Source organism: Kitasatospora sp. A2-31 (assembly GCF_022288725.1).
Lineage (GTDB): Bacteria > Actinomycetota > Actinomycetes > Streptomycetales > Streptomycetaceae > Kitasatospora.
The window spans coordinates 57,183-75,806 of sequence record NZ_JAKNTA010000020.1; the positions used below are offsets into that span (position 1 = coordinate 57,183).

Here is an 18,624-nt window from a genome sequence, read left to right on the forward strand (position 1 = left end):
TATTACTAGTTGGTAACCGGGCGCTTTCGGCCGAGCCCCACCCCGTCGACCACCACTTCGATTACTCCAAAACGTCCAAGTAGTGATGATCGCCACTTCCTACGAGCCGGTAACCTACGGAGCCGTAGGTAGCGGATAGCATGCTCGGCATGACTGCTGAGCTCCTGGAGAGCACGGAGAGCAACGAGAGCACGGAGAGTGCGGAGAAGCCGAAGTGGCGCGGCTGGCTGCACGCCGGGATGTTCCCCGCCACGGTGGCCGCCGGGATCGTGCTGATCTGCCTGGCCGACTCCACGCCCGCCAAGATCGCCTGCGCGATCTACTCCGCCAGCGCCTGGCTGCTGTTCGGGGTCAGTGCGGTCTACCACCGCTTCACCTGGGGACCGCGCGGCGACGCGGTGCTGCGCCGGCTCGACCACGCGAACATCTTCCTGATCATCGCGGGCACCTACACCCCGTTCACGATCCTGCTGCTGGAAGGCGCCGCGCAGCAGGTGCTGCTCTGGGCGGTCTGGGGCGGCGCGCTGGCCGGGATCGCGTTCCGGGTGTTCTGGGTGGGGGCGCCGCGCTGGCTGTACACACCGGTGTACATCGCGCTGGGCTGGGCCGCTGCGTTCTTCCTGCCGGACTTCCTGCGCACCGGCGGTGTCGCGGTCCTGGTGCTGATGATCGTGGGCGGCGTGCTCTACAGCGTCGGCGGAGTGGTCTACGGGCTCAAGCGGCCCAACCCGTCACCGCGCTGGTTCGGCTTCCACGAGGTGTTCCACGCCTTCACCCTCGGGGCCTTCATCGTGCAGTACGTCGGCGTCTCACTGGTGGCGTACAGCGCGGCCAGCTGAGCCCTGCGCCCCGTGACGGGCGGTCGGCCGGTCCAGTGACCGGGCGGCCGCCCGTTCCGCTGTCCACTCCCGGGCGGGACGACACTCCTGGCCGCCGAGGTCGGGGCCGGAGCGGTCGGGGCCGGCGAGGTCGCGGCCGGGAAGCTCGCGGGCGGGCGCTTCGCGGCGGGGCCGGTCACGGCCGGGGAGCTCACGGGCGGGGAGCTGACGGCCGGGGTACCCCTGGAGGTGGCGGTCGCGGCCCGCACCGTCATGGCCCGAAAGCCCCGCATCCCGGTGCGCATCCCGGTGCGCCTCCCGGCGCTCCGCCCGGGGACCCGGCCGCGGGAGGGCACGCGCCCGCCGCGCGTCCAACGCCTCGCGCGCCCGACGGCAGCGCTCGCAGTGCGCCGCGTCCGGGGCGCCGCCCGCCCCTTGGTGGCCGCGCGGCACCGCCGGTCGGTGGAGCCGCCGCCAGCGCCGGCCGACGTGGACCATCAGCAGCAGCACCTCGACCCCGGCGACCACCAGCACCAGCGCGGCACCGTTGATCAGATAGGCCGCGACCACGGCCAGCGCCGAGGCCAACACCACTGCCGCGCCCCAGACCTGGGCGGTCGACTCCCTGTCGGCCATTCGGTATCCCCTTCCTGCGCCGGGCTCGTGGTCGGCTCCTGCCGCCCCACCCCTTCCCCGCTCTCGGCACGCGGCGGCCTGCAACTGACCGATTGCCACATCGTATCTACCGACAGTCACCCGGAGCCGCCCCGAAGCGGCGAACGACAGATCAACGTTGCGTCAATTCCCCGTGCGGAACCCTCACTTCCAGGACACATCACCGAGCGTCACCGGAACGCCACCGCTCACTCCATTGACGGTGACCTTCTTTTGGGAGTTACTGTCATTTGAAAGGAACTTCCCACTCGTACTCCCGGCTCCCGGAGGTTGCCGTGCCGACCATCCCTGCCCAAGCCCCGTCCGGACCCGACCCACGGCGCTGGCTGGCGCTGGTCGCCGTCGCGCTCAGCGCCCTGGTGATCAGCTTCGACATGACGATCCTGAACGTCGCCCTGCCCACGCTGGCCTCCCAACTGCAGGCCACCACCGGCCAGCAGCAGTGGATCGTCGACTCGTACACGGTCCTCTTCGCCGCCGCGATGCTGCCCGCCGGCCTGATCGGCGACCGGTTCGGGCGCCGCCGGACGCTCACCGCCGGTCTCGCCCTGTTCGCCCTCGCCTCCGCCGTCGGCATGCTCGCCGACAGCCCCGGCACCGTGGTCGCCGCCCGGGGCGCGATGGGCCTGGCCGGCGCCCTGGTCATGCCGATGTCCCTGGCGGTGATCCCCGGGCTCTTCCCCGCCGCGGAGCAGCGCCGCGCGACCGCCGTCCTGTCCACGGCGCTCGCCGCCGGCGCCCCGCTCGGACCGCTGATCGGCGGCTTCCTGCTCCAACACCTCTGGTGGGGCTCCGTCTTCGCGATCAACATCCCGCTGACCGCCGTCGGCATCGTCGCCTGCGTGCTGCTGCTCCCGGAGACGCGCACCCCCGCCGCACCCGGGCTCGACCTGCTCGGCGCCGCGCTCGGCGCGGGCGGGCTGGCGGCGCTCACCTTCGGCATCATCGAGATCCCCGAGCGCGGCTGGGCCGATCCGCTGGTGCTCGGGACGCTCGGCGGCTCGCTGGCCGCCCTCACCGCCCTGGTACTGCGCAGCCGCCGGCAGCAGGACCCGATGCTCGACCTGGCCCTGCTCGCCGCCCCGGCCTTCCGCTGGTCCGCGGCGGCCGCGACGCTGGTCTCGCTGGTGCTGTTCGGCGCCTTCTTCGTACTGCCGCTCTACTTCCAGAGCGTGCTCGGTGCCGACGCCTTCGGCACCGGCCTGCGGATGATGCCGATGATGCTCGGACTGATGGTGGCCGCGAAGCTCAGCGACCGACTCGTCGCCCGGGCCGGCCCGCGCGCGGTGATCACCCTCGGGCTGGCCCTGCTGGCCGCCGCCCTGCTGCTCGGCAGCCGGACCGGGACCTCCGACGGCTACGCTCTGGCGGCGGTCTGGCTCGTCCTGCTCGGCCTGGGCATGGGCCTGGCGCTGATCACCGCCCAGGCCACCGCCATGCTGACCCTGCCGCCCGCCCGGGCCGGCGTCGGCTCCGGACTGCTCCAGACGCTTCGTCAGGTCGGCGGTGCGATCGGCGTGGCCGTCTTCGGCAGCCTGCTGGCCGGCTCGTACCGGAGCGCGCTGGAGACCTCGGTCCTCCCGGCGGACGCCGCGCACCAGGCCGAGCAGTCGGTGGTCGCCGCCGACGCGGTGGCCGCCGCCACCGGGGACCGGGCGCTGGCCACGGCCGCGCACACCGCCTACGTGCACGGCATGACGGTGGTGCTGCTGGCCGCCGGGGTGATCGCGGCGCTGTCCGCGGTCCTGGTCGCGCTGCGGATGCCCGCCGCGGAAGCGCGCGCGGGCGTCGAGGCCGGTGCGGGTGCTGCGGACACGGCGGGTGCCGAAACCGATCCGGGTGCCGAAACCGGTCCGGGTGCCGAAACCGGTGCGGGCGCCGAGGCCGGTGCGGGCGCTGCGGACGCCGTCGGGGCCGGTGCCGGGGGCGATGCCGGCCGGCTCTCGGGGAACGCCGCCGCGCCGGCGGCCGATCACCGATAATCGAAGGTATGAGCGCAGCGCGGCCGACAGCGGCACCCCCGGTATCCGCGGCAGGACCGACGACCGATCCGCTCCAGGCGATCCTGGAGGAGCCGCTGTCGCTGCGGGAGCGGAAGAAGCTGAAGACCCGCCAGGCGATCCGCCGCGAGGCGTACCGGCTGATCGCCGAGCAGGGGTACGAGAACACCACCGTGGAGCAGATCGCCGCCGCGGCCGAGGTCTCGCAGTCCACCTTCTTCCGGTACTTCGCCACCAAGGAGGACCTGGTCCTCACCGACGAGTACGACCCGGCGCTGGTCGCCGCGCTGCTCGCGCGCCCGGCGGACGAACCGTTTCTGCGCTCCTGCCGCGAGGCGCTCATCGGGCTGATCCGCGAACTGCTCCAGCACGAGCGCGAGGAACTGCTGACCCGGATGCGGCTGGTCAACGACGTCCCGGCGCTGCGCGCCCGGATGCACGAACCCGCCAACGACCCGCAGCAGCTCTACCTCGCCGTGCTGACCCGGCGGGCCGGCGTGGCGGAGCCGACGTTCGAGATGCGGATCACCGCCGCCGCGATCGGCGCGGCCACCACCGAGACGGTGCTGCGGTGGGCGGACGGCGGCGGCAGGCAGGACTTCGCGGAGCTGGTCGACCACACCTTCGCACTGCTGGAGCACGGCTTCACGGGCGTGTAGGCCCGGTCCGACCGGGCCCCCGCGCAGGGCGGGGCCCGGCGCCGCCGCGCGCCGGACCTCGCCCCGCCGGTCGGTGGGCACCCAGCCTCGCCGGGCGCCCACCGCCGCCCGGCCGCTACCCGAGCCGGGCTCCCGTCCGCCGCCGCAGAGCCGCCGCCCCGCCCGCCAGCGCGGTGACGCCCAGGGCCGCGGCCACCGTGGCCGGCAGCACCGCACCGGCGCCACCGGCGCCCGCCGCCTCCGCGGACTGCCCGGGCTGCACGGACTGCCCGGGCTGCACGGACTGCTGCGGCCGGGCGGTGGCTTCCGGCTGGTAACCGCCGCCCTTCCCCGCCCGGTCGTACGCCGAGCCGGGCAGCTTGTCCCCGTACCGCTGCCGGACGAGCTGCTGGTACGCCGCCAGGCTCACCCCCGACGCGCCCACCGAGCGCTGCGCCTCGTCGGACAGCGGGAGCACCCGGCCGTCCCGCAGCACGTACCAGGCGTTGAGCTGCGGCTCGCGGAACGCCGTCCCGCCACCGCTGTCGGCCGCCCGAGCCGCGTAGTCGCTCTCGTCGCCGCCCGAGGCGATGTTGACGACCTGCCAGGTGCCGCCCCGCTCGACCGTCCAGACCGAGGCGGTCTGCCCGTCCGCCGAGACGGCCTTGCTGGCCACGAACTCGGCCCTCGCCACCGGCGCGCCCGGAGTCCCGGCCACGAAGGCCGCGTCCAGGGTGTAGACCGGCACGGTGTCGCCCGCGAGCCGCGGGGCGGCTGCCTGCGCCGCCCGGGCCTCCTCGGCCGCCCCGACGGTCAGGCGGCCGTTCGGCGGGACGCCCTTGCGGGCGAAGAAGTGGCCCAACCGGTCCATGACCGCCGGGCTCTGGGCCGCGCCGCGGGCCTGCGCCAGCTCCGCGGCGGTGACCGGCGCGGGGGTGCCGGCGGGAGCACCGGCCCGGTCGTCGGCGTGGGCGGCCGGAGACGCGGCCAGGCCGAGACCGGTGACGAGCAGGAGGCCGGCGGCGGCCTTACGGATGCTGGTCATGGTCGCCCCTCACGCGCCGATCCGGTACAGGGAGTGGGTCCAGGAGAACGTGCCGTTGGACACGTAGTAGTTGTAGTCCGCCCAGTTGTAGCGGTAGTTGGACGGCCACGGGTCACCCCAGTAGACCCAGTTGTTCGAGGTGTCGTAGCCGTAGACCACGTGCATGTGGCCGCCGCCCGAGCTCCACTGGATCCGGGTCTCGATCGGCCGGTCGGCGTTCACCTCGGTCTGCACGGTGCTGTAGCGCAGGTACCCGTTGACGTACGAGCCCGGGTTGATGCCGATCCAGCTGAGGCCGTTCTGCACGTCGCCGAGCGTGGCCTGGTCGTTGGGGCAGCTCGAGTTGATCGCCCGGCCGAACGCGGCGTTGCAGAACTGGTTCTGGCTGTAGGAGTAGCCGAACCAGGTGGCGATCGTGTTGCCGCTCGCCGCCCAGCACCAGTTGCTCTGCTGTTGCTGCTGCATGGTGATGTTGAGCTTCTTGTACGTACCGGCCAGGTCGGCGGTGCTGCCCGCCGCGGCCGCCGGCCGCACCGGGGCGGACGGCGCGGACCTGACGGAGAGGGCGGACGGCGCGCCGTTGGGGGCGGCGGAGGCCGGGGCGGCGGCCGCGACGCCGAGCGCCGGGCCGAGCACGCCGAGCGCGAGCACCGAGACCGCGCGGCGCAGGCGTATCCGTGGAACTGACATGGGGGCGTTCCTCCTTGCGCAGGCAGAGGAGTGGAGATGTGTGGGGGTGCGGTCCGGATCGCGCCATGAGCATCACTCCGTTGACAGAGTCTGGTCAACGGCCCTCGCGGCCCCCGTTCCCGGGTGTGAACGCCACCACCCGGATGTGAACGGCGCCCCGCAAACCCCGGCGCCCCCAGGCGCCACCGGTGACAAACCGCCCTCCGCATGTGAATATTCACGACCGGACGAACCGGTGCCCGCCCCGCTCGACACGAGGAGGCCGCCATGCAGCGGACCGACCAGGCCGACCTCGCCACCGTCCTGCGCACCGGGCCCTTCCACCTCGCCCTGCGCACCGCCATCGCCGCCCGCGGCCTGGCCCTGCACCGGGTGCGCCAGCACCTCGCCCAGCGCGGCGTCCACGTCGGCCTGACCAGCCTCAGCTACTGGCAGCAGGGCCGCCGCCGCCCCGAACGGGCCGAATCCCTGCGCGCGGTGGCCGCGTTGGAGGAGGTCCTGGACCTCCCCGAGCACTCCCTCACCCGGCTGCTCGGCCCGCGCCGGGCCACCCCCGCCGACCCGGCCGGCCCACCCGTGCGCCCCTACCGGGACCTCATCGTCCCGGCCGCCGCGGTCGACGACCTGCTCGCCACCATCGCCGGTCCCCGGGACACCGGCCTGCACACCATCACCCACATCGAGCGGGTCCGGATCGGTGCCGACCGGCGGATGGTCCGCCGCGACTCCCAGCACGCCCTGCGCGCCCACCGCGACGGCATCGACCGCTACCTGGCCATCTACCAGGGCGACCCCGGCTGCGACATCACCCGGGTCGGCGTCCGCGCCGAGGAGAACTGCCGCCCCGGTCGGATCCGCCGCGACGCCGCCCACGACCTCCTCGTCGTCGAGCTCCTGCTCGACCGGCGACTCCGCGCCGGCGACACCCACCTGCTCGGCTACGGCTTCGACGACGCCCCCTCACCGGGGCCCAGCAGCGAGTACGTGCGCGGCTTCAACTCCGGCGCCGGCCAGTACGTCCTCCAGGTCACCTTCCACCCGGCCGCCCTCCCGGTCCGCTGCCACCGCTTCGCCCTCCGCTCCCCCGGCGAGAAGCCCTACGAGACGGAGGAGCTGACCCTGGACGGCCACCACTGCGTCCATCTGGTCGGCACGGCCCTGCAGCCCTGCCTGCTGGGGATCCGGTGGGACTGGGAGTAGCAGCGGGAGCGGCGTCGCCGGCCCGCCCGGGCGACCGCCGGCCGGTGGCCGATCGGCCGCCCCGGGCCGGCCACTACCCCTGCGCGCCGCCCGGGTCCGTCCGCGCACCGAGCCGCTCAGCCAGCGTCGCCGGATCGGTGGTCGGCGCGTCACAGGCGAAGTGCCGGCAGACGTACGCGGCGGGCGCGTCGTCGACCAGCGGCCGGCCGGCCAACAGCGGCACCTCGTCCGACGCCGCGCCCGGCCCGCCGACCGCGACCACCGCCCCGGGCGCGGTGCCCAGCAGCGCGGCCCGGTGCAGCGCGGCCGTGGCCGGCGTCCCGGCCGGGCCGATCACCGCGACCTCGCGCGGCCCGTCGGCCAGCGCCTCGGCGACGGCCAGGCCCCAGCCGATGAACCGCGGCGCCCGGCCGGCCAGCGCCCCGACGATGCCGAGCGCCCGCTCGGCGGCCGTGCGGTGGCGCGCCGAACCGGTGTACGCGGCGTAGGTGAGCAGGGCCCCGGCGGCGGCGGTCCAACCGGACGGGGTGGCGTTGTCGGTCGGGTCCTGCGGCCGCCGGATCAGCTCCTCGGCGTCGTCCGCGGTGTCGTACAGCGCTCCGGAGGCCTCGTCGGCGAAGTGCTTGAGCACCGTGTCGAGCAGCCCGCCGGCGAGCTGCAGCCACTCGGCCTCGCCGGTGACGGCGAAGAGCGCGAGGAACCCCTCGGCGGTGTCGGCGTAGTCCTCCAGGACACCGGCGTTCGCGCCGGCCCGGCCGTCCCGGGAGGTGCGCAGCAGCCGGCCGTCGGGGGTGAGGTGGACGGCGAGCAGCAGGTCGGCGGCGCGCTCGGCGGCCTCGACCAGGTCGGGCCGGTCGAGCAGCGCACCGGTCTCGGCGAGCGCGGCGATGGCGAGCCCGTTCCAGGCGGCGACCACCTTGTCGTCGCGCGCGGGCGCCGGCCGGGCGGCCCGCGCCTCGAAGAGCCTGGCCCGGACGCGCTCGTGGGCCTCGGGGTCCTCGGGGTCGGCCGGCAGCTGCAGCACCGAGGCGCCGTGCTCGAACGTCCCGGCCGCGGTCACCTCGAAGAGCTCGGCGGCGTACCGGCCGTCCTCCTCCCCCAGCACCTCGGCCAGTTGCTCGGGCGTCCAGGCGTAGTACGCGCCCTCGGCCTGCTCGCCGCTGGCCGGGTCCAGGCTGTCCGCGTCCAGGGCCGAGGCGAACGCCCCCTCCGGGGTGCGCAGTTCGCGCAGCAGGAAGTCGGCGGTGGAGAGCGCCACCCGGCGGGCGAGCGGGGAGCCGGTGGACCGCCACAGGTGCAGGTACGCGCGGAGCAGCAGCGCGTTGTCGTAGAGCATCTTCTCGAAGTGCGGCACCACCCAGCCGGCGTCCACCGCGTAGCGGGCGAAGCCGCCCCCGAGCTGGTCGTGGATGCCGCCGCGGGCCATCGCCTCGGCGGTCCGCCCGGCCATCTCCAGCGCGGCCTCGGAGCCGGTCCGCGCGTGGTGGCGCAGCAGGTACTCGATCACCATGGCCGGCGGGAACTTGGGCGCGCCGCCGAAGCCGCCGCGCCGGGTGTCGAACTCCCGGCTGAGGGCAACCAGCGCCTGGTGCAGGTCGGCCTCGGCGGGGGGCTGGTGCAGGCCGGCACCCACCCCGTAGACCGACGCGCGCTCGGCCAGGTCGGCCCGGATCCGGGCGGCGACCTCGCCGACCTCCCCGCGCCGGTCACGCCAGGCCGCGTCCACACCCTCCAGCACCTGCCGGAAGGACGGCATCCCGTGCCGGGGCTCGGGCGGGAAGTACGTTCCGAAGTAGAACGGGTCCTTGTCGGGGGTGAGGAAGACCGTCATGGGCCAGCCGCCCTGCCCGGTCGCCGCCTGCACGGCCTCCATGTAGACGGCGTCGACGTCCGGGCGCTCCTCCCGGTCGACCTTGACCGCGACGAACCGCTCGTTGGCGTACGCGGCCAGCTCTTCGTCCTCGAAGGACTCGTGCGCCATCACGTGGCACCAGTGGATTACCAGAAGCATAAGTGGCAGGACGCATAGCCCACACTCAAGAGAATGGGCACGTCCCGCCGCTTGGCTTCATTGATCGCCTCCTCTCCCCATGGCCACCAATCCACCGGATTGGAGGCGTGCTGGAGCAGGTACGGCGACGTCGCGTCAGCGAGTCGGTTCATGTCGCCATCGTCCCACGACCGGAAGCATCCACCTATGCCATCCGCGCGGTCGCTCCGAGCGTCCGAAGGGCCGCGAGTCCGGCCGCCCGCGCGGCCGAAGCACTCGCACCGCAGGCGCGCAAGGTCTCCGGCGCCTCGGGAGCACCCACTGCGCGACGTCGACGTGGCTGGGACGAGACGAGGCCAGAGAGGCTCCGTACGGCCGGGTGCGTTGTCGTGCGGTGTGTGTTGTCATGCGATGCCGAAAGGCCCGCACTGGCATGTAAGCAGTGCGAGCCCCTCGCTGCCCGGCGGGTGCCGTGGCGGTACTACAGCGGGCGAATGTTCTCGGCCTGCGGGCCCTTCTGGCCCTGCGTGACGTCGAACTCGACCTTCTGGCCCTCGAGCAGTTCACGGAAGCCGTTGGCCTGGATGTTCGAGAAGTGGGCGAAGACGTCGGGGCCGCCACCGTCCTGCTCGATGAAGCCGAAGCCCTTCTCCGAGTTGAACCACTTCACAGTGCCATTAGCCATAAAATAATCTCCTTCAAGGGGCAGTCCGAAGCACGCGGATCGCGGACTTCGAGTACGCCGCATGGAGAACCCGCCCGGGGAAGAGCCGGGGGAACAAAAATGCGCCCGCCACACAGGCAGGCGCACACAAAGTTCATGGGAACCACTACTGCAACTGGTACGACTCTAGCAGGCCGGCGCCCGAAACGGGGGGATCTTTCACCTCCGGCCCTGCGGGAACCCGGCCTCCACGTGCTGGCCCCCGGTCCTGGAGGGGCGCCAAGTCCCTTGAGCGGTATGCCTTTTGAACCTGGGCCCGGGCAGGAAGCGGCCTGGTCCTCGCGGCGAGGCGTGCGAGGGGGCGGTGCGCATCCGGCACCGGAGGCGCCTACGGGACCACCGCAGGCGCCGATGCGCACCGACAATCCCACGCGATGCGGAGGGTATCCATTTCGCGCCTTCCGGCGCACACTGGCGGTAATGACAAATTACGCAGCACCTCGCCGCCCCATGCCCACCAGTCCCTTCAAGCGCCGGGCGGAGGAAGTGCCGCGCAAGCACTTCGCCGTCGGTGACCGCGTCACCCACGACGGATTCGGCCTCGGCCGGGTCATCGGCGTCGAAGGCGGTGGCGACATCGCAGTCCTCGTCGACTTCGGATCGCGTCAGGAACGCCTCACTCAGCCGTACACCGCGATGTACAGGCTCTGACCCCGGCCGTGCCGGTCCGATTGGCTCAGGACCCGTGAGCCAGGGCGCCGACGCTCCGTCCGGAGGGAGACCTGCGGACTTGGTATGCGCGGACGAGCGCAGATCGATGACCGGCGGGCAGCGACGGCAGAGCCCTGCGATGCGGCCGCCCGGCGGGCCTGCGGGTCCACCACCGGCACCACCGGCGCCGGCATCCGATCTCGGCCCCCCTGAGCAGGGCGCGTGGGCACGGCGTCAGCTGGGGTGGTCGCGGCGGAGTTCGGCGTTGATGCGCAGGGCCTCTTCGAGCTGGTCTTCGAGGATGATGATGCGGCACGCCGCGTCGAGGGGGGTGCCCTGGTCGACGATCTCGCGGGCACGGGCGGCGATGCGCAGCTGGTAGCGGGAGTAGCGGCGGTGGCCGCCGGCTGAGCGCTGCGGGGTGATCAGCTTGGCCTCGTCGAGGCTGCGGAGGAAGCCGGGGGTCGTGCCCAGGATCTCTGCGGCCCGGCCCATGGTGTAGGCGGGGTAGTCGTCGTCGTCGAACTTGCTCTCTGCGCTCACTGGGTCCTTTTTCGAGTCCGGGGCGTGGGTGGCCTGTTCCACCGGCACCTTCCTTCCTGGGAAACGGGTCGAGGGCCCCGGCGCGCTGTGCGCCGGGGCCCAGGGGTACAAGGCTTCACTTCACCTACTGCACTACTGCTGCCGACCGTCGGGTCGGCCTGTAGTGTCCGCATCGCCCAGGGGATGGGCGGGATGCGGGGATCGCGTATGCGTGACCGAGAACCACCTCTTCCATGACGTTCCATGACGATGGGTACTGCGGTGACCGCCCGGCAGTGAACGTGCGCCGGGGCGGGCGATCCGGCTGGGTGAACCCTTCCCTTCTCCTCTGTCGTGCATGGTGCGAACTGCTGGGTACTACGGACTGCTGGCGACACCCGTCCTGCTGGTACTGCGGGTACTGCGCGGGGCGAACCTCCGGTGCTGCTGGAGGCTCGACTCCCCGGGTGCTGCCGGTACTGCGTTCCTGCACGTGCGCGACCGCCACCGCCTCGGACCCCACGCACAACCGGGCCCGACGCGCCTGGCAGGTCACCCGCCCCCGCCGGACCCCGACCATCACCGGGCCCCGCGGACTGACGACCTGCACGCCTCATGCGTCACTGCTGTACTGCCCGGGCAGTTCGTGTCTGCCCGTCCTACAGTCCTGCTCTTCCAACACCAGGAACACTACACAGACCGCCGGGCAATGTCTACTCTCGCCGCAGCAGGTTTTCCCACGGGGGCGGATCACTAACGGTCGGAGCCGTCCGGGCCGGCGGCGTGCGGATGCTGCGACAGGGCATCACGCAGGGCATAGAGGTCGGCGACCGTGGCCTGTTCGGCCAGGCGCGCCAGCAGCCGGCGCAGGACCCTGTCGTCTCCGTCCCGGACGGCCTCCACGATTCCGGTCACCACGGAGCCATCGGGACTCGGGGGGTGCTGGCGCATTCTCCTGTCTCCTTCCCATCCAGCAGCTGCGCGTCCTGCCCCGCGGGGCCGGGAGCGCGGGTCGGTCGGGAGAGTACCCCCGCTTGTCGACGGCCCGACGCCGCAGGCGCCGAACGGGGGGCGGCGCCGCAACGAAGACCGCGCCCGCCACCCGCCCCGACGGGAGTGGCCACACCCGCCGCCGGATATCTCTCCCGGCCGCATGACATTTCTTCCCGTACTCCGATCACCGCTACGGAATCGGCGCGGATGGGCGCGGCCCACAGGTGTCGGCGCGCGACACGCCACGGCCGGAGTCCGTTCGAGGGCGGTCGTGCGCGTGTTCTGCGGCGGGAACTATCCTCTGGGGGCATGTCGAACCCTGATGCGCTGCTCGTCGAGATCGCCGCCATGGTGGAGTCCGAGCACAGCAACCAGATGCCCCTGACCGTGGTCGTTCCGGGCGCGGTCATCACCGGGCGCCTGGCGCCGGAGAGCCTGTGGCACGAGCGGGTCGCCGAGGTCCTGATGGCCTCCGACCGCTTGAAGCCCTTCGCCGCACTGTTCTCCGACCCCGCCGGCCGCGGCACCGGCGATATCGGCGAGGGCACCTCGCACCCAGCCCGGCCGACGCACCTGCACCTGCACGTCGCCCGCATCCTGCAAGGCAGCTACGGGCTGCCGCACACCGGAGGCATGTACCGCATCTCCATCGCCGACATCAGCAGCTGGACGGTGGGCGACCTCAGCTACACCGACCAATGACCCGTCCCCCCGGGGTCGCCGGCGCCCGTGCGTCGTCGTCGCCGCCTGCGCCGGACGGGGACACCGGTCCACCGGGTCGGCATGCTGCAGGGGGGAGGGCGAGGTCGCGTCCGCGAGACGGTTCGGCACGCCCCCGTCCTTGCGCATCGCGGCGCGGACGGGGGCGCGGTGTCACTCCTTCGGCGCCTCGGGCTCCTCGACGAAGTCCACCTTCTTGAACTGGCGGTTCATGTCCGCCTTGACCGCCGCCCCCGCCCCGACCAGGGCCATGTCTGCCGCCCATCGAGCCACCGCCGCCTCCAGGGAGTCCTGAGGGAGAATTTGCTTCTGAGGGGGTTCGAACCACGCGTTGATCGCCGAGCGCCCCCGCTGTACCGCTCCGGGGACCATGTGCCCGTACACCTCCAGCGTAATCTTCACGGTGGCGTGTCCCATCCACGTCGACACGGTCACCGGGTTCTCGCCCGCCCCGAGGTTGACCGACGCGTAGGTGTGGCGGAGGCAGTGGAATCCGTGCTCGCGGGTGTCGCCGTACGTCTTCGCCGGCCGCCGCCAGCTCACGTCTGGCAACGTCGCCAGGTCCAGCCGCTGGACGATGCCAGCGTGTTCCAGCGCGGGCTTCCAGTAGCTCGTGTTGAAAACGCCGGGAAGGACTGGCGTGCCCTTCTCCGCCAGGACGATGAGCCGAGCTGTACGGGGCTTGCGCTGCTTCGCTTCCTGCTCAGTCGCCGGCTCCTCTGGGTCCTGCCAAGGCAGCGTGATCTGAACGGGCGGGTAGGACGCGATGTGTGCCCGGATGCGGGCCGCCACGTTCGGCGCCACCGGCACCCGGCGTGTCTTCTTGCCCTTCGGAAGGCAGAAGTAGGGACGCCCGCGCTCGTCGAACCGCAGCTGGCGCTGGATGAACACCTCTTCGGCATCCCAGTCGAAATCCTCTGCTGCCAGGCCGAGCGCCTCACCCTGCCGCAGCCCGAGACCGACGCCCAGGTCGACCATCACCCTGTAGCGGTCGGCCAGGCCGGCACGGATCGCGTCGACGGTCTCTTTCGACCAGGCCTTCGCCTTCCGGCCTTCCTCTGGGGTCGGCTTGAGCTCGCTGTGCTCACGGCACGGGTTCTCAACGATCCGCTTCGCCTTGCGCGCAGTCTCCAGGATGGTGCTCAGGTGCGCCCAGATCGCCTGAGCAGAGGTCACGCCCACCCTGGTGAGCAGGTCGGCCTTCCATTCCTTCAGCGCTTCGTAGTCGATCTCCAGGAGCTGCAGGTGCCCGAGGTAGGGGATGATGTGCCGCCACACTCTGCTCTTAACCGACGCGCGGGACGAGACCGGATACGCGGCGCTCGGCCACCACTTCTGGACGATGTAGTCCTCCAGGAGGATCTGACCGTCGCGCGGGTCGACGAATCGACCCTCTGACTTCTTCGTCGTGGCCTGAGCGAGCCAGATCTTGGCATCGCCCGAGGCGTGGAACGAGCGCGAGCGCACGCCCGGGATGCCGGCGACCTTGTAGCGCTTCCCCTTGCCCCATAGCGCGGTGCGTTCGCGCTTACCTGTCGCGGGGTTCGGCCGCTTCTTCAGCCAGCGATCTTCGATGTACCCAGCCACCGGGCGCCCCCCTCCAGGTCGGCGATGCGGGCCCGCAGGACCCAGGTGGTGACGCTCAGTTCGGCGGCCAGCTCGGCCTCGCTGGTGGCCCACTGCCGGGCCGCACAGAAGTCGGACAGCGCGATCAGCTTGCGGCTGGCCCTCAGGTCGGCACGGCGCTCGGCACGCATGCCGTCCCCACGGCCGCAACCGGTGTCCCCTGCGAGAATGTGCTCGACTTCGTGCGCGAGGACGCACCGTTCCTCGGTCGGGCTCAGCCCCTTGGCGATGATGACGACGCGCTGTGCGGGGGCCCATGCGCCCCATGTGTCCCGCAGCCAGTACCGGATGACGGGTATGCCCATCTGCTCCAGCGCGGCGTGCGGATCGTACGACAGCCCAGCTACTTCGGCGGCGGCTGCGGGCATGCCTCTCCCCCTGAATCCTGACGTGTGGGAGGCATGCCGGAGGTTGAATTCTGGCATATGCGCGTGGGGAAACGTGAGGAAATATGCACGTTAAGTGATGCGCGTCGCGGGTATGGCAGGGAGTTACGGTCTCTGCTGGTTGCGCGTGTACTCCTCCAGCGCCTGCCGGATCCGCTCCTGGTCGTCCTCGGGCACGCCGGGGTCGCCCTCGTCCCAGCCGTGCGGCCGGTACGCGGCCAGGCCGAACGTGCTCTGCGCCGCCGACCTGGCCGCGCCACCCTGCGGCACGGACTGGAGCAGGCGGTCCGCGACGTCCTCAAGCAGATCGCGAAGCGCCGGATCGCCGCCGGCCGCGACGGCCGCACGCGCGAACCGGCCGACAGCCGGAAACAGCTCGGCAGGAGAAGCGCCGGGCCCGGACAGGGCGCCGAAGACGTTCGGCCTAGCCGCCTCCGGGACCTCGGCTGACTCAGCAGCGGCATCGCCGAGTGGCCGCCGCCCACATAGCAGGTCCTCAACCACGCCACGCGCCCAGCCAAAGTACCGGGCAACCGCGTAGTAGCCGTCGGGGATCCGGCCGGGGGCTGGACGCCGACCGCGCTCGTAGTGGCTGATCGTCTTCCGGTCGAGGCCCGTGAGGTCCGCCAGCTGCTGCTGGCTGAGCTTCCGCGCCGTGCGCTCTGCGCGGATCTCGTGCCCCAGTTCCGCCCAGTCGGGATCGCGCTCGGACATGGCCGCCCTCGGTTTCCTCTAGTTGGACAACGTTAGGCAACAGTCTCGCAGACCGCCCCTGCCCCCGCGAAGTCGGGTTCCCGCCATTTCCCCAGGTGGGAAGCCTTGCTCCGCTTCATTCCCCACCATGCCTTGCCATTGCCCATGATTGCCCATACAGTTGCCCATGTGAGAGCGCACGGACCGAACATCCGAAGCAAGCGCGAACGGCAGGGCTATGGCCTGCGGCGGTTCGCCGCCCTGGTCGATGTCTCACCTGCGCACCTGTCCCGAATTGAGCGCGGACAACGCGGCGCCCAGCCCGAGGTGATCCAGCGGATCGCCAGGGGGCTCGGCGTCGAAATCACCGACATTGCCGATCTGTCAGCATGAGAAATGAGGGGAAACAATGGCCAACGCCGTGCAGGAGCCCGCGACGATGTCGCCCCTGCTGACCCTGGAGGAGGCGGCGGCGTACATCGGCCGCACCCCGAAGGGGCTGCGTCGACTCCGCGAGCGGCGGAGCGGGCCGCCCGGCTTCCGGGTCGAGGGCCGCGTCATGTACCGACTCACCGCCCTGAACGACTACCTCGCCGCGTGCGAGGCCCGCGACAGCCGATCGAACCCGGCGCTGGACCCCACCCGGCGCGCCCCCGAGCCGCGACGTATCCGTCGGCCGGCCGCCGCCTGACCCACCCACAGACATGGGTCGGCCCCCGCCCGGTGGCACCCGGACGAAGGCCATCGGCCCACCGATCAACCCGAAAGGAGGTAGGCCATGTTGAAGCCTACCGACATCCTCACCGTCTCCGACATCACCGAGGTGACCGGCGTCGCCGACGTCGTCATCGCTGGCACCCCCCTCTGGGTGTCCCCGGGACAGACCCCGGCCGGCCGCTACTGGACGCTGTGGACCCCCATGCACCTGCTGGCCGGAATGGTCGTGGAGCTGAAGGACGGCACGTTCAACGCCGAAACCCTCGCCGGCGCCACGCACACCGAGACCGCCCAGGACGCCGCGCTGGTGATCGCCGCCGCGGTCCACGCCCCCACCCCGAAGGGCGCCGACAAGTGATCGCCCCCGACGACACGGGCTGCGCGACCTGCGGACGGCCCAGCCGCGACCACATCAAGGGCTGGATGCCCGGCCCGGGCTGGCACACCTACCAGGCCCCGACCGCCGAGCAGATCCGCGCCCGCCTCCGCTTCCCCCTCCAGCGCACCACCAGCACCGAGGAGTCCTGATGCTCGCCGCCTTCCTGCGCCGCCGCCAGCCCGAGGCCGCCGACCCGGCCACCGCGATCCGCCTCCTGAAGGCCGACCGGGCCCGCGACCGCGAGCACATCCTCCGCCTGGAGGCGATGCTCCGGACCGAGGCCCGCCGCGCCGAGGCCGCCGAGCAGGCCCTCGACGAGTTCCGCACCGCCATCCGGGACGGCCACGCGGCCGTCATCGCCGACAACGCCCGGCTGCGGCGCGAGGTCGAGCTGGTCCGTCGGGACCGCGAGAGCGCCCTCCGCCAGCTCGACGACGCCCTCGGCTACGACGCCAAGACCCTCGCCACCATCGCCGCGGGCGGCACCCGGGCGGCGGCGTGATCGCCACCGGCAACGACGAGCAGTCCCGCCAGCTCGCCGAGCTGATCGGCCAGTTCATCGTCAACGCCGCCAACCACTCGCCCAGATCGTTGCAGACCGCCATCGGGCCGTCCGAGATCGGCGAGCCGTGCGAGCGCAAGCTCAGCTACAAGCTGCTCGCCTGGCCAACCGCCGCCGGCGAGCGCGAGCCCATCGCACCCGTCATCGGAACCGGTTTCCACTCCTGGATGGAGGCCCAGTTCACGGCCCGAAACACCGGCGGCCGCTACAAGATCGAGGAGAAGGTCACCGTACGGGACAGCCCGATTGAGTCGGCCCGGGTCCGCGGCAGCAGCGACCTGTACGACCGGACGACCTGCACGAACTACGACTGGAAGCTCGTCGGGAAGTCGTCGCTGGAGAAGTACCGGAGGCACGGGCCCGGCGCCCAGTACCGCGTCCAGGCCCATCTCTACGGCCTCGGCCAAGAGAACGCCGGCGAGACCCCGCGGCGCGTCGCGATCGTCTTCGTGGCCCGCTACCACGAGCTGATCATCCACGTCTGGTCCGAGCCGTACGACCGGCAGGTCGCCCTGGACGCCCTCGACCGGCTCGACCGGATCCGTCAGCGCGTCCTCGACCTCAACCCGGAGGCCAACCCGGGCACCTGGGCTGAGATCCCGATGGCCGACGACGCGAAGTGCCGGTTCTGCGACTGGTTGCTGCCTGGCAGCACCGACCTCTCCAAGGGCTGCCCCGGCACCGCGAGCACGTCCACCCGCACCGGCTTCGAGGGGCTGATCGCGTGACCGAGCAGCAGCCCCGCTGCCAGGCATGCGGCCACCCGGCCTTCCTCAAGGGCTCCCACGGCGTCCCGCCCAGCCAGTGGCGGCACCGCTGCCTCGTCGATGGGTGTCCGTGCGCCCCCGACAACTGCCGCCCCGACCAGGGCGGGACCGCAACCAGCAAGGAGAGCAACAGCATGAGCACCCCCAGCGCCGACGACTTCCTCATGGGAGGCGGTGGCGCGCCCACCGCCAAGTTCGACACCCGCGGCGTCACCGTCGGCGGCCGCATCACCGAGCCGCCCACCGTCCAGCAGCAGCGCGACATCCAGACGGGCGAGAAGAAGTTCTGGTCGGACGGCAACCCGATGATGCAGCTCGTCGTCACCGTCCAGACCGATCGCCGCGACCCGGCCATCCCCGACGACGACGGCCGGCGCCGCCTGTTCGTCAAGGGCCAGATGAAGCAGGCCGTCCAGGAGGCGGTGAAGGCGTCCGGCGCCCGCGGCCTGGAGGTCGGCGGCCACCTGTCCGTCACCTACACGCACGACGGCGAGGCCAAGCAGCGCGGGTTCTCGCCGCCCAAGCAGTACCGCGCCCAGTACACCCCGGCTGCCTCCGCCGAGCTGCACGCCCAGGACCCGGCGGCCGCGTACTCCATGCCGGCCGCGCCGCCCGCGGCCGTGCCGGGCCTCACGCCCGAGCAGATCGCCGCCGCGGCCGCCAACCCCGCCACCGCCGCGTTGCTCGCCCAGATGCAGGCCCAGCAGGCCGCCCCCGCCCCGCAGACCGGCACCGTGCCGCCGTTCTGATCCCGCCCGCTCCGTCCGGCGCCGCAGGCCCCCGCCCGGCGCCGGGCGGCACCACCAGCCCGACCGGACCCAGCCGGCG

The 18,624-nt window shown here is 72.3% G+C and carries 22 protein-coding genes and 1 pseudogene; 13 read left to right on the top strand and 10 right to left on the bottom strand.

Annotation, left to right across the window (positions count from 1 at the left end; genetic code table 11):
* Positions 1-149 precede the first annotated feature (149 nt).
* Positions 150-839: a hemolysin III family protein gene (locus MCM47_RS35155; RefSeq protein ID WP_238951074.1), complete on the top strand. Its 690-nt coding sequence runs from the start codon at positions 150-152 to the stop codon at positions 837-839.
* On the opposite strand, the gene MCM47_RS35160 is transcribed toward MCM47_RS35155, so the two are convergent.
* A complete protein-coding gene (locus MCM47_RS35160; RefSeq protein ID WP_238951075.1) occupies positions 810-1,454 on the bottom strand; it encodes a hypothetical protein in 645 nt (214 codons plus the stop codon). The genes MCM47_RS35155 and MCM47_RS35160 overlap by 30 nt on opposite strands.
* A 314-nt stretch (positions 1,455-1,768) precedes the next feature.
* Here MCM47_RS35160 and MCM47_RS35165 point away from each other — a divergent pair, with 314 nt between their 5' ends.
* Both MCM47_RS35165 and MCM47_RS35170 read left to right on the top strand, forming a co-directional pair.
* Positions 1,769-3,475: an MFS transporter gene (locus tag MCM47_RS35165; RefSeq protein WP_238951076.1), complete on the top strand. Its 1,707-nt coding sequence runs from the start codon at positions 1,769-1,771 to the stop codon at positions 3,473-3,475.
* 8 nt (positions 3,476-3,483) lie between these two features.
* Complete coding sequence (locus tag MCM47_RS35170; protein WP_238951077.1) at positions 3,484-4,152, top strand: TetR family transcriptional regulator; 669 nt, start codon at positions 3,484-3,486, stop codon at positions 4,150-4,152.
* A gap of 115 nt (positions 4,153-4,267) precedes the next feature.
* On the opposite strand, the gene MCM47_RS35175 is transcribed toward MCM47_RS35170, so the two are convergent.
* Positions 4,268-5,176, bottom strand: coding sequence for a hypothetical protein (locus MCM47_RS35175; RefSeq protein ID WP_238951078.1), 909 nt, complete (start codon positions 5,174-5,176; stop codon positions 4,268-4,270).
* 9 nt (positions 5,177-5,185) lie between these two features.
* Positions 5,186-5,866, bottom strand: a complete 681-nt coding sequence (locus tag MCM47_RS35180) for a papain-like cysteine protease family protein (protein WP_238951079.1) — start codon at positions 5,864-5,866, stop codon at positions 5,186-5,188.
* 267 nt (positions 5,867-6,133) lie between these two features.
* On the opposite strand from MCM47_RS35180, the gene MCM47_RS35185 reads away from it, so the two are divergent.
* The gene (locus MCM47_RS35185; protein WP_238951080.1) at positions 6,134-7,066 is read left to right on the top strand and encodes a hypothetical protein; all 933 of its coding nucleotides are present in this window, start codon (positions 6,134-6,136) and stop codon (positions 7,064-7,066) included.
* Between the two features lie 73 nt (positions 7,067-7,139).
* Here the strand turns inward: MCM47_RS35185 and MCM47_RS35190 are convergent.
* A pseudogene (locus MCM47_RS35190) lies at positions 7,140-9,229 on the bottom strand (thioredoxin domain-containing protein).
* 308 nt (positions 9,230-9,537) lie between these two features.
* Positions 9,538-9,741, bottom strand: a complete 204-nt coding sequence (locus MCM47_RS35195) for a cold-shock protein (protein ID WP_238951081.1) — start codon at positions 9,739-9,741, stop codon at positions 9,538-9,540.
* A 459-nt stretch (positions 9,742-10,200) separates the two neighbouring features.
* On the opposite strand from MCM47_RS35195, the gene MCM47_RS35200 reads away from it, so the two are divergent.
* On the top strand, positions 10,201-10,431 hold the full coding sequence (locus tag MCM47_RS35200; protein WP_238951082.1) for a hypothetical protein: 231 nt from the start codon (positions 10,201-10,203) through the stop codon (positions 10,429-10,431).
* Between the two features lie 234 nt (positions 10,432-10,665).
* Here the strand turns inward: MCM47_RS35200 and MCM47_RS35205 are convergent, their stop codons facing one another.
* Positions 10,666-10,926 (bottom strand): MerR family transcriptional regulator, encoded by a 261-nt coding sequence (locus tag MCM47_RS35205; RefSeq protein ID WP_238951151.1) that lies wholly within the window; start codon positions 10,924-10,926, stop codon positions 10,666-10,668.
* Between the two features lie 780 nt (positions 10,927-11,706).
* The gene (locus MCM47_RS35210) at positions 11,707-11,904 is read right to left on the bottom strand and encodes a hypothetical protein (RefSeq protein ID WP_238951083.1); all 198 of its coding nucleotides are present in this window, start codon (positions 11,902-11,904) and stop codon (positions 11,707-11,709) included.
* A 351-nt stretch (positions 11,905-12,255) separates the two neighbouring features.
* On the opposite strand from MCM47_RS35210, the gene MCM47_RS35215 reads away from it, so the two are divergent.
* On the top strand, positions 12,256-12,648 hold the full coding sequence (locus tag MCM47_RS35215) for a hypothetical protein (RefSeq protein ID WP_238951084.1): 393 nt from the start codon (positions 12,256-12,258) through the stop codon (positions 12,646-12,648).
* 171 nt (positions 12,649-12,819) lie between these two features.
* Here MCM47_RS35215 and MCM47_RS35220 read toward each other — a convergent pair whose 3' ends face one another.
* The 3 genes from MCM47_RS35220 to MCM47_RS35230 all read right to left on the bottom strand — a co-directional run bounded on the left by MCM47_RS35220 (position 12,820) and on the right by MCM47_RS35230 (position 15,392).
* Positions 12,820-14,253, bottom strand: a complete 1,434-nt coding sequence (locus MCM47_RS35220) for a site-specific integrase (protein WP_238951085.1) — start codon at positions 14,251-14,253, stop codon at positions 12,820-12,822.
* Positions 14,223-14,660, bottom strand: coding sequence for an ImmA/IrrE family metallo-endopeptidase (locus MCM47_RS35225; RefSeq protein ID WP_238951086.1), 438 nt, complete (start codon positions 14,658-14,660; stop codon positions 14,223-14,225). The genes MCM47_RS35220 and MCM47_RS35225 overlap by 31 nt, the downstream gene beginning before the upstream one ends.
* 123 nt (positions 14,661-14,783) lie before the next feature.
* Positions 14,784-15,392, bottom strand: a complete 609-nt coding sequence (locus tag MCM47_RS35230) for a helix-turn-helix transcriptional regulator (RefSeq protein ID WP_238951087.1) — start codon at positions 15,390-15,392, stop codon at positions 14,784-14,786.
* Between the two features lie 105 nt (positions 15,393-15,497).
* Between MCM47_RS35230 and MCM47_RS35235 the strand changes: the two genes are divergently transcribed.
* The 7 genes from MCM47_RS35235 (at position 15,498) to MCM47_RS35265 (ending at position 18,545) form a co-directional block, all read left to right on the top strand.
* Positions 15,498-15,764 (top strand): helix-turn-helix domain-containing protein, encoded by a 267-nt coding sequence (locus MCM47_RS35235; protein WP_238951088.1) that lies wholly within the window; start codon positions 15,498-15,500, stop codon positions 15,762-15,764.
* Positions 15,765-15,780: 16 nt separating this feature from the next.
* Complete coding sequence (locus MCM47_RS35240; RefSeq protein ID WP_238951089.1) at positions 15,781-16,062, top strand: helix-turn-helix domain-containing protein; 282 nt, start codon at positions 15,781-15,783, stop codon at positions 16,060-16,062.
* A gap of 87 nt (positions 16,063-16,149) precedes the next feature.
* Positions 16,150-16,446, top strand: a complete 297-nt coding sequence (locus MCM47_RS35245) for a hypothetical protein (protein ID WP_238951090.1) — start codon at positions 16,150-16,152, stop codon at positions 16,444-16,446.
* On the top strand, positions 16,443-16,616 hold the full coding sequence (locus MCM47_RS35250) for a hypothetical protein (protein ID WP_238951091.1): 174 nt from the start codon (positions 16,443-16,445) through the stop codon (positions 16,614-16,616). Before MCM47_RS35245 ends, MCM47_RS35250 begins: the two co-directional genes overlap by 4 nt.
* Positions 16,616-16,969, top strand: a complete 354-nt coding sequence (locus tag MCM47_RS35255) for a hypothetical protein (RefSeq protein ID WP_238951092.1) — start codon at positions 16,616-16,618, stop codon at positions 16,967-16,969. Before MCM47_RS35250 ends, MCM47_RS35255 begins: the two co-directional genes overlap by 1 nt.
* A complete protein-coding gene (locus MCM47_RS35260; RefSeq protein ID WP_238951093.1) occupies positions 16,966-17,757 on the top strand; it encodes a PD-(D/E)XK nuclease family protein in 792 nt (263 codons plus the stop codon). Before MCM47_RS35255 ends, MCM47_RS35260 begins: the two co-directional genes overlap by 4 nt.
* Positions 17,754-18,545 (top strand): hypothetical protein, encoded by a 792-nt coding sequence (locus MCM47_RS35265; RefSeq protein ID WP_238951094.1) that lies wholly within the window; start codon positions 17,754-17,756, stop codon positions 18,543-18,545. The genes MCM47_RS35260 and MCM47_RS35265 overlap by 4 nt, the downstream gene beginning before the upstream one ends.
* Positions 18,546-18,624 lie beyond the last annotated feature (79 nt).

Coding starts and splice junctions, on each gene's coding strand:
- MCM47_RS35155 (WP_238951074.1), top strand. CDS start 150: ATGACTGCTGAGCTCCTGGAGAGCACGGAGAGCAACGAGAGCACGGAG.
- MCM47_RS35160 (WP_238951075.1), bottom strand. CDS start 1,454: ATGGCCGACAGGGAGTCGACCGCCCAGGTCTGGGGCGCGGCAGTGGTG.
- MCM47_RS35170 (WP_238951077.1), top strand. CDS start 3,484: ATGAGCGCAGCGCGGCCGACAGCGGCACCCCCGGTATCCGCGGCAGGA.
- MCM47_RS35175 (WP_238951078.1), bottom strand. CDS start 5,176: ATGACCAGCATCCGTAAGGCCGCCGCCGGCCTCCTGCTCGTCACCGGT.
- MCM47_RS35180 (WP_238951079.1), bottom strand. CDS start 5,866: ATGTCAGTTCCACGGATACGCCTGCGCCGCGCGGTCTCGGTGCTCGCG.
- MCM47_RS35185 (WP_238951080.1), top strand. CDS start 6,134: ATGCAGCGGACCGACCAGGCCGACCTCGCCACCGTCCTGCGCACCGGG.
- MCM47_RS35195 (WP_238951081.1), bottom strand. CDS start 9,741: ATGGCTAATGGCACTGTGAAGTGGTTCAACTCGGAGAAGGGCTTCGGC.
- MCM47_RS35200 (WP_238951082.1), top strand. CDS start 10,201: ATGACAAATTACGCAGCACCTCGCCGCCCCATGCCCACCAGTCCCTTC.
- MCM47_RS35205 (WP_238951151.1), bottom strand. CDS start 10,926: ATGGGCCGGGCCGCAGAGATCCTGGGCACGACCCCCGGCTTCCTCCGC.
- MCM47_RS35210 (WP_238951083.1), bottom strand. CDS start 11,904: ATGCGCCAGCACCCCCCGAGTCCCGATGGCTCCGTGGTGACCGGAATC.
- MCM47_RS35215 (WP_238951084.1), top strand. CDS start 12,256: ATGTCGAACCCTGATGCGCTGCTCGTCGAGATCGCCGCCATGGTGGAG.
- MCM47_RS35225 (WP_238951086.1), bottom strand. CDS start 14,660: ATGCCCGCAGCCGCCGCCGAAGTAGCTGGGCTGTCGTACGATCCGCAC.
- MCM47_RS35230 (WP_238951087.1), bottom strand. CDS start 15,392: ATGTCCGAGCGCGATCCCGACTGGGCGGAACTGGGGCACGAGATCCGC.
- MCM47_RS35240 (WP_238951089.1), top strand. CDS start 15,781: ATGGCCAACGCCGTGCAGGAGCCCGCGACGATGTCGCCCCTGCTGACC.
- MCM47_RS35245 (WP_238951090.1), top strand. CDS start 16,150: ATGTTGAAGCCTACCGACATCCTCACCGTCTCCGACATCACCGAGGTG.
- MCM47_RS35255 (WP_238951092.1), top strand. CDS start 16,616: ATGCTCGCCGCCTTCCTGCGCCGCCGCCAGCCCGAGGCCGCCGACCCG.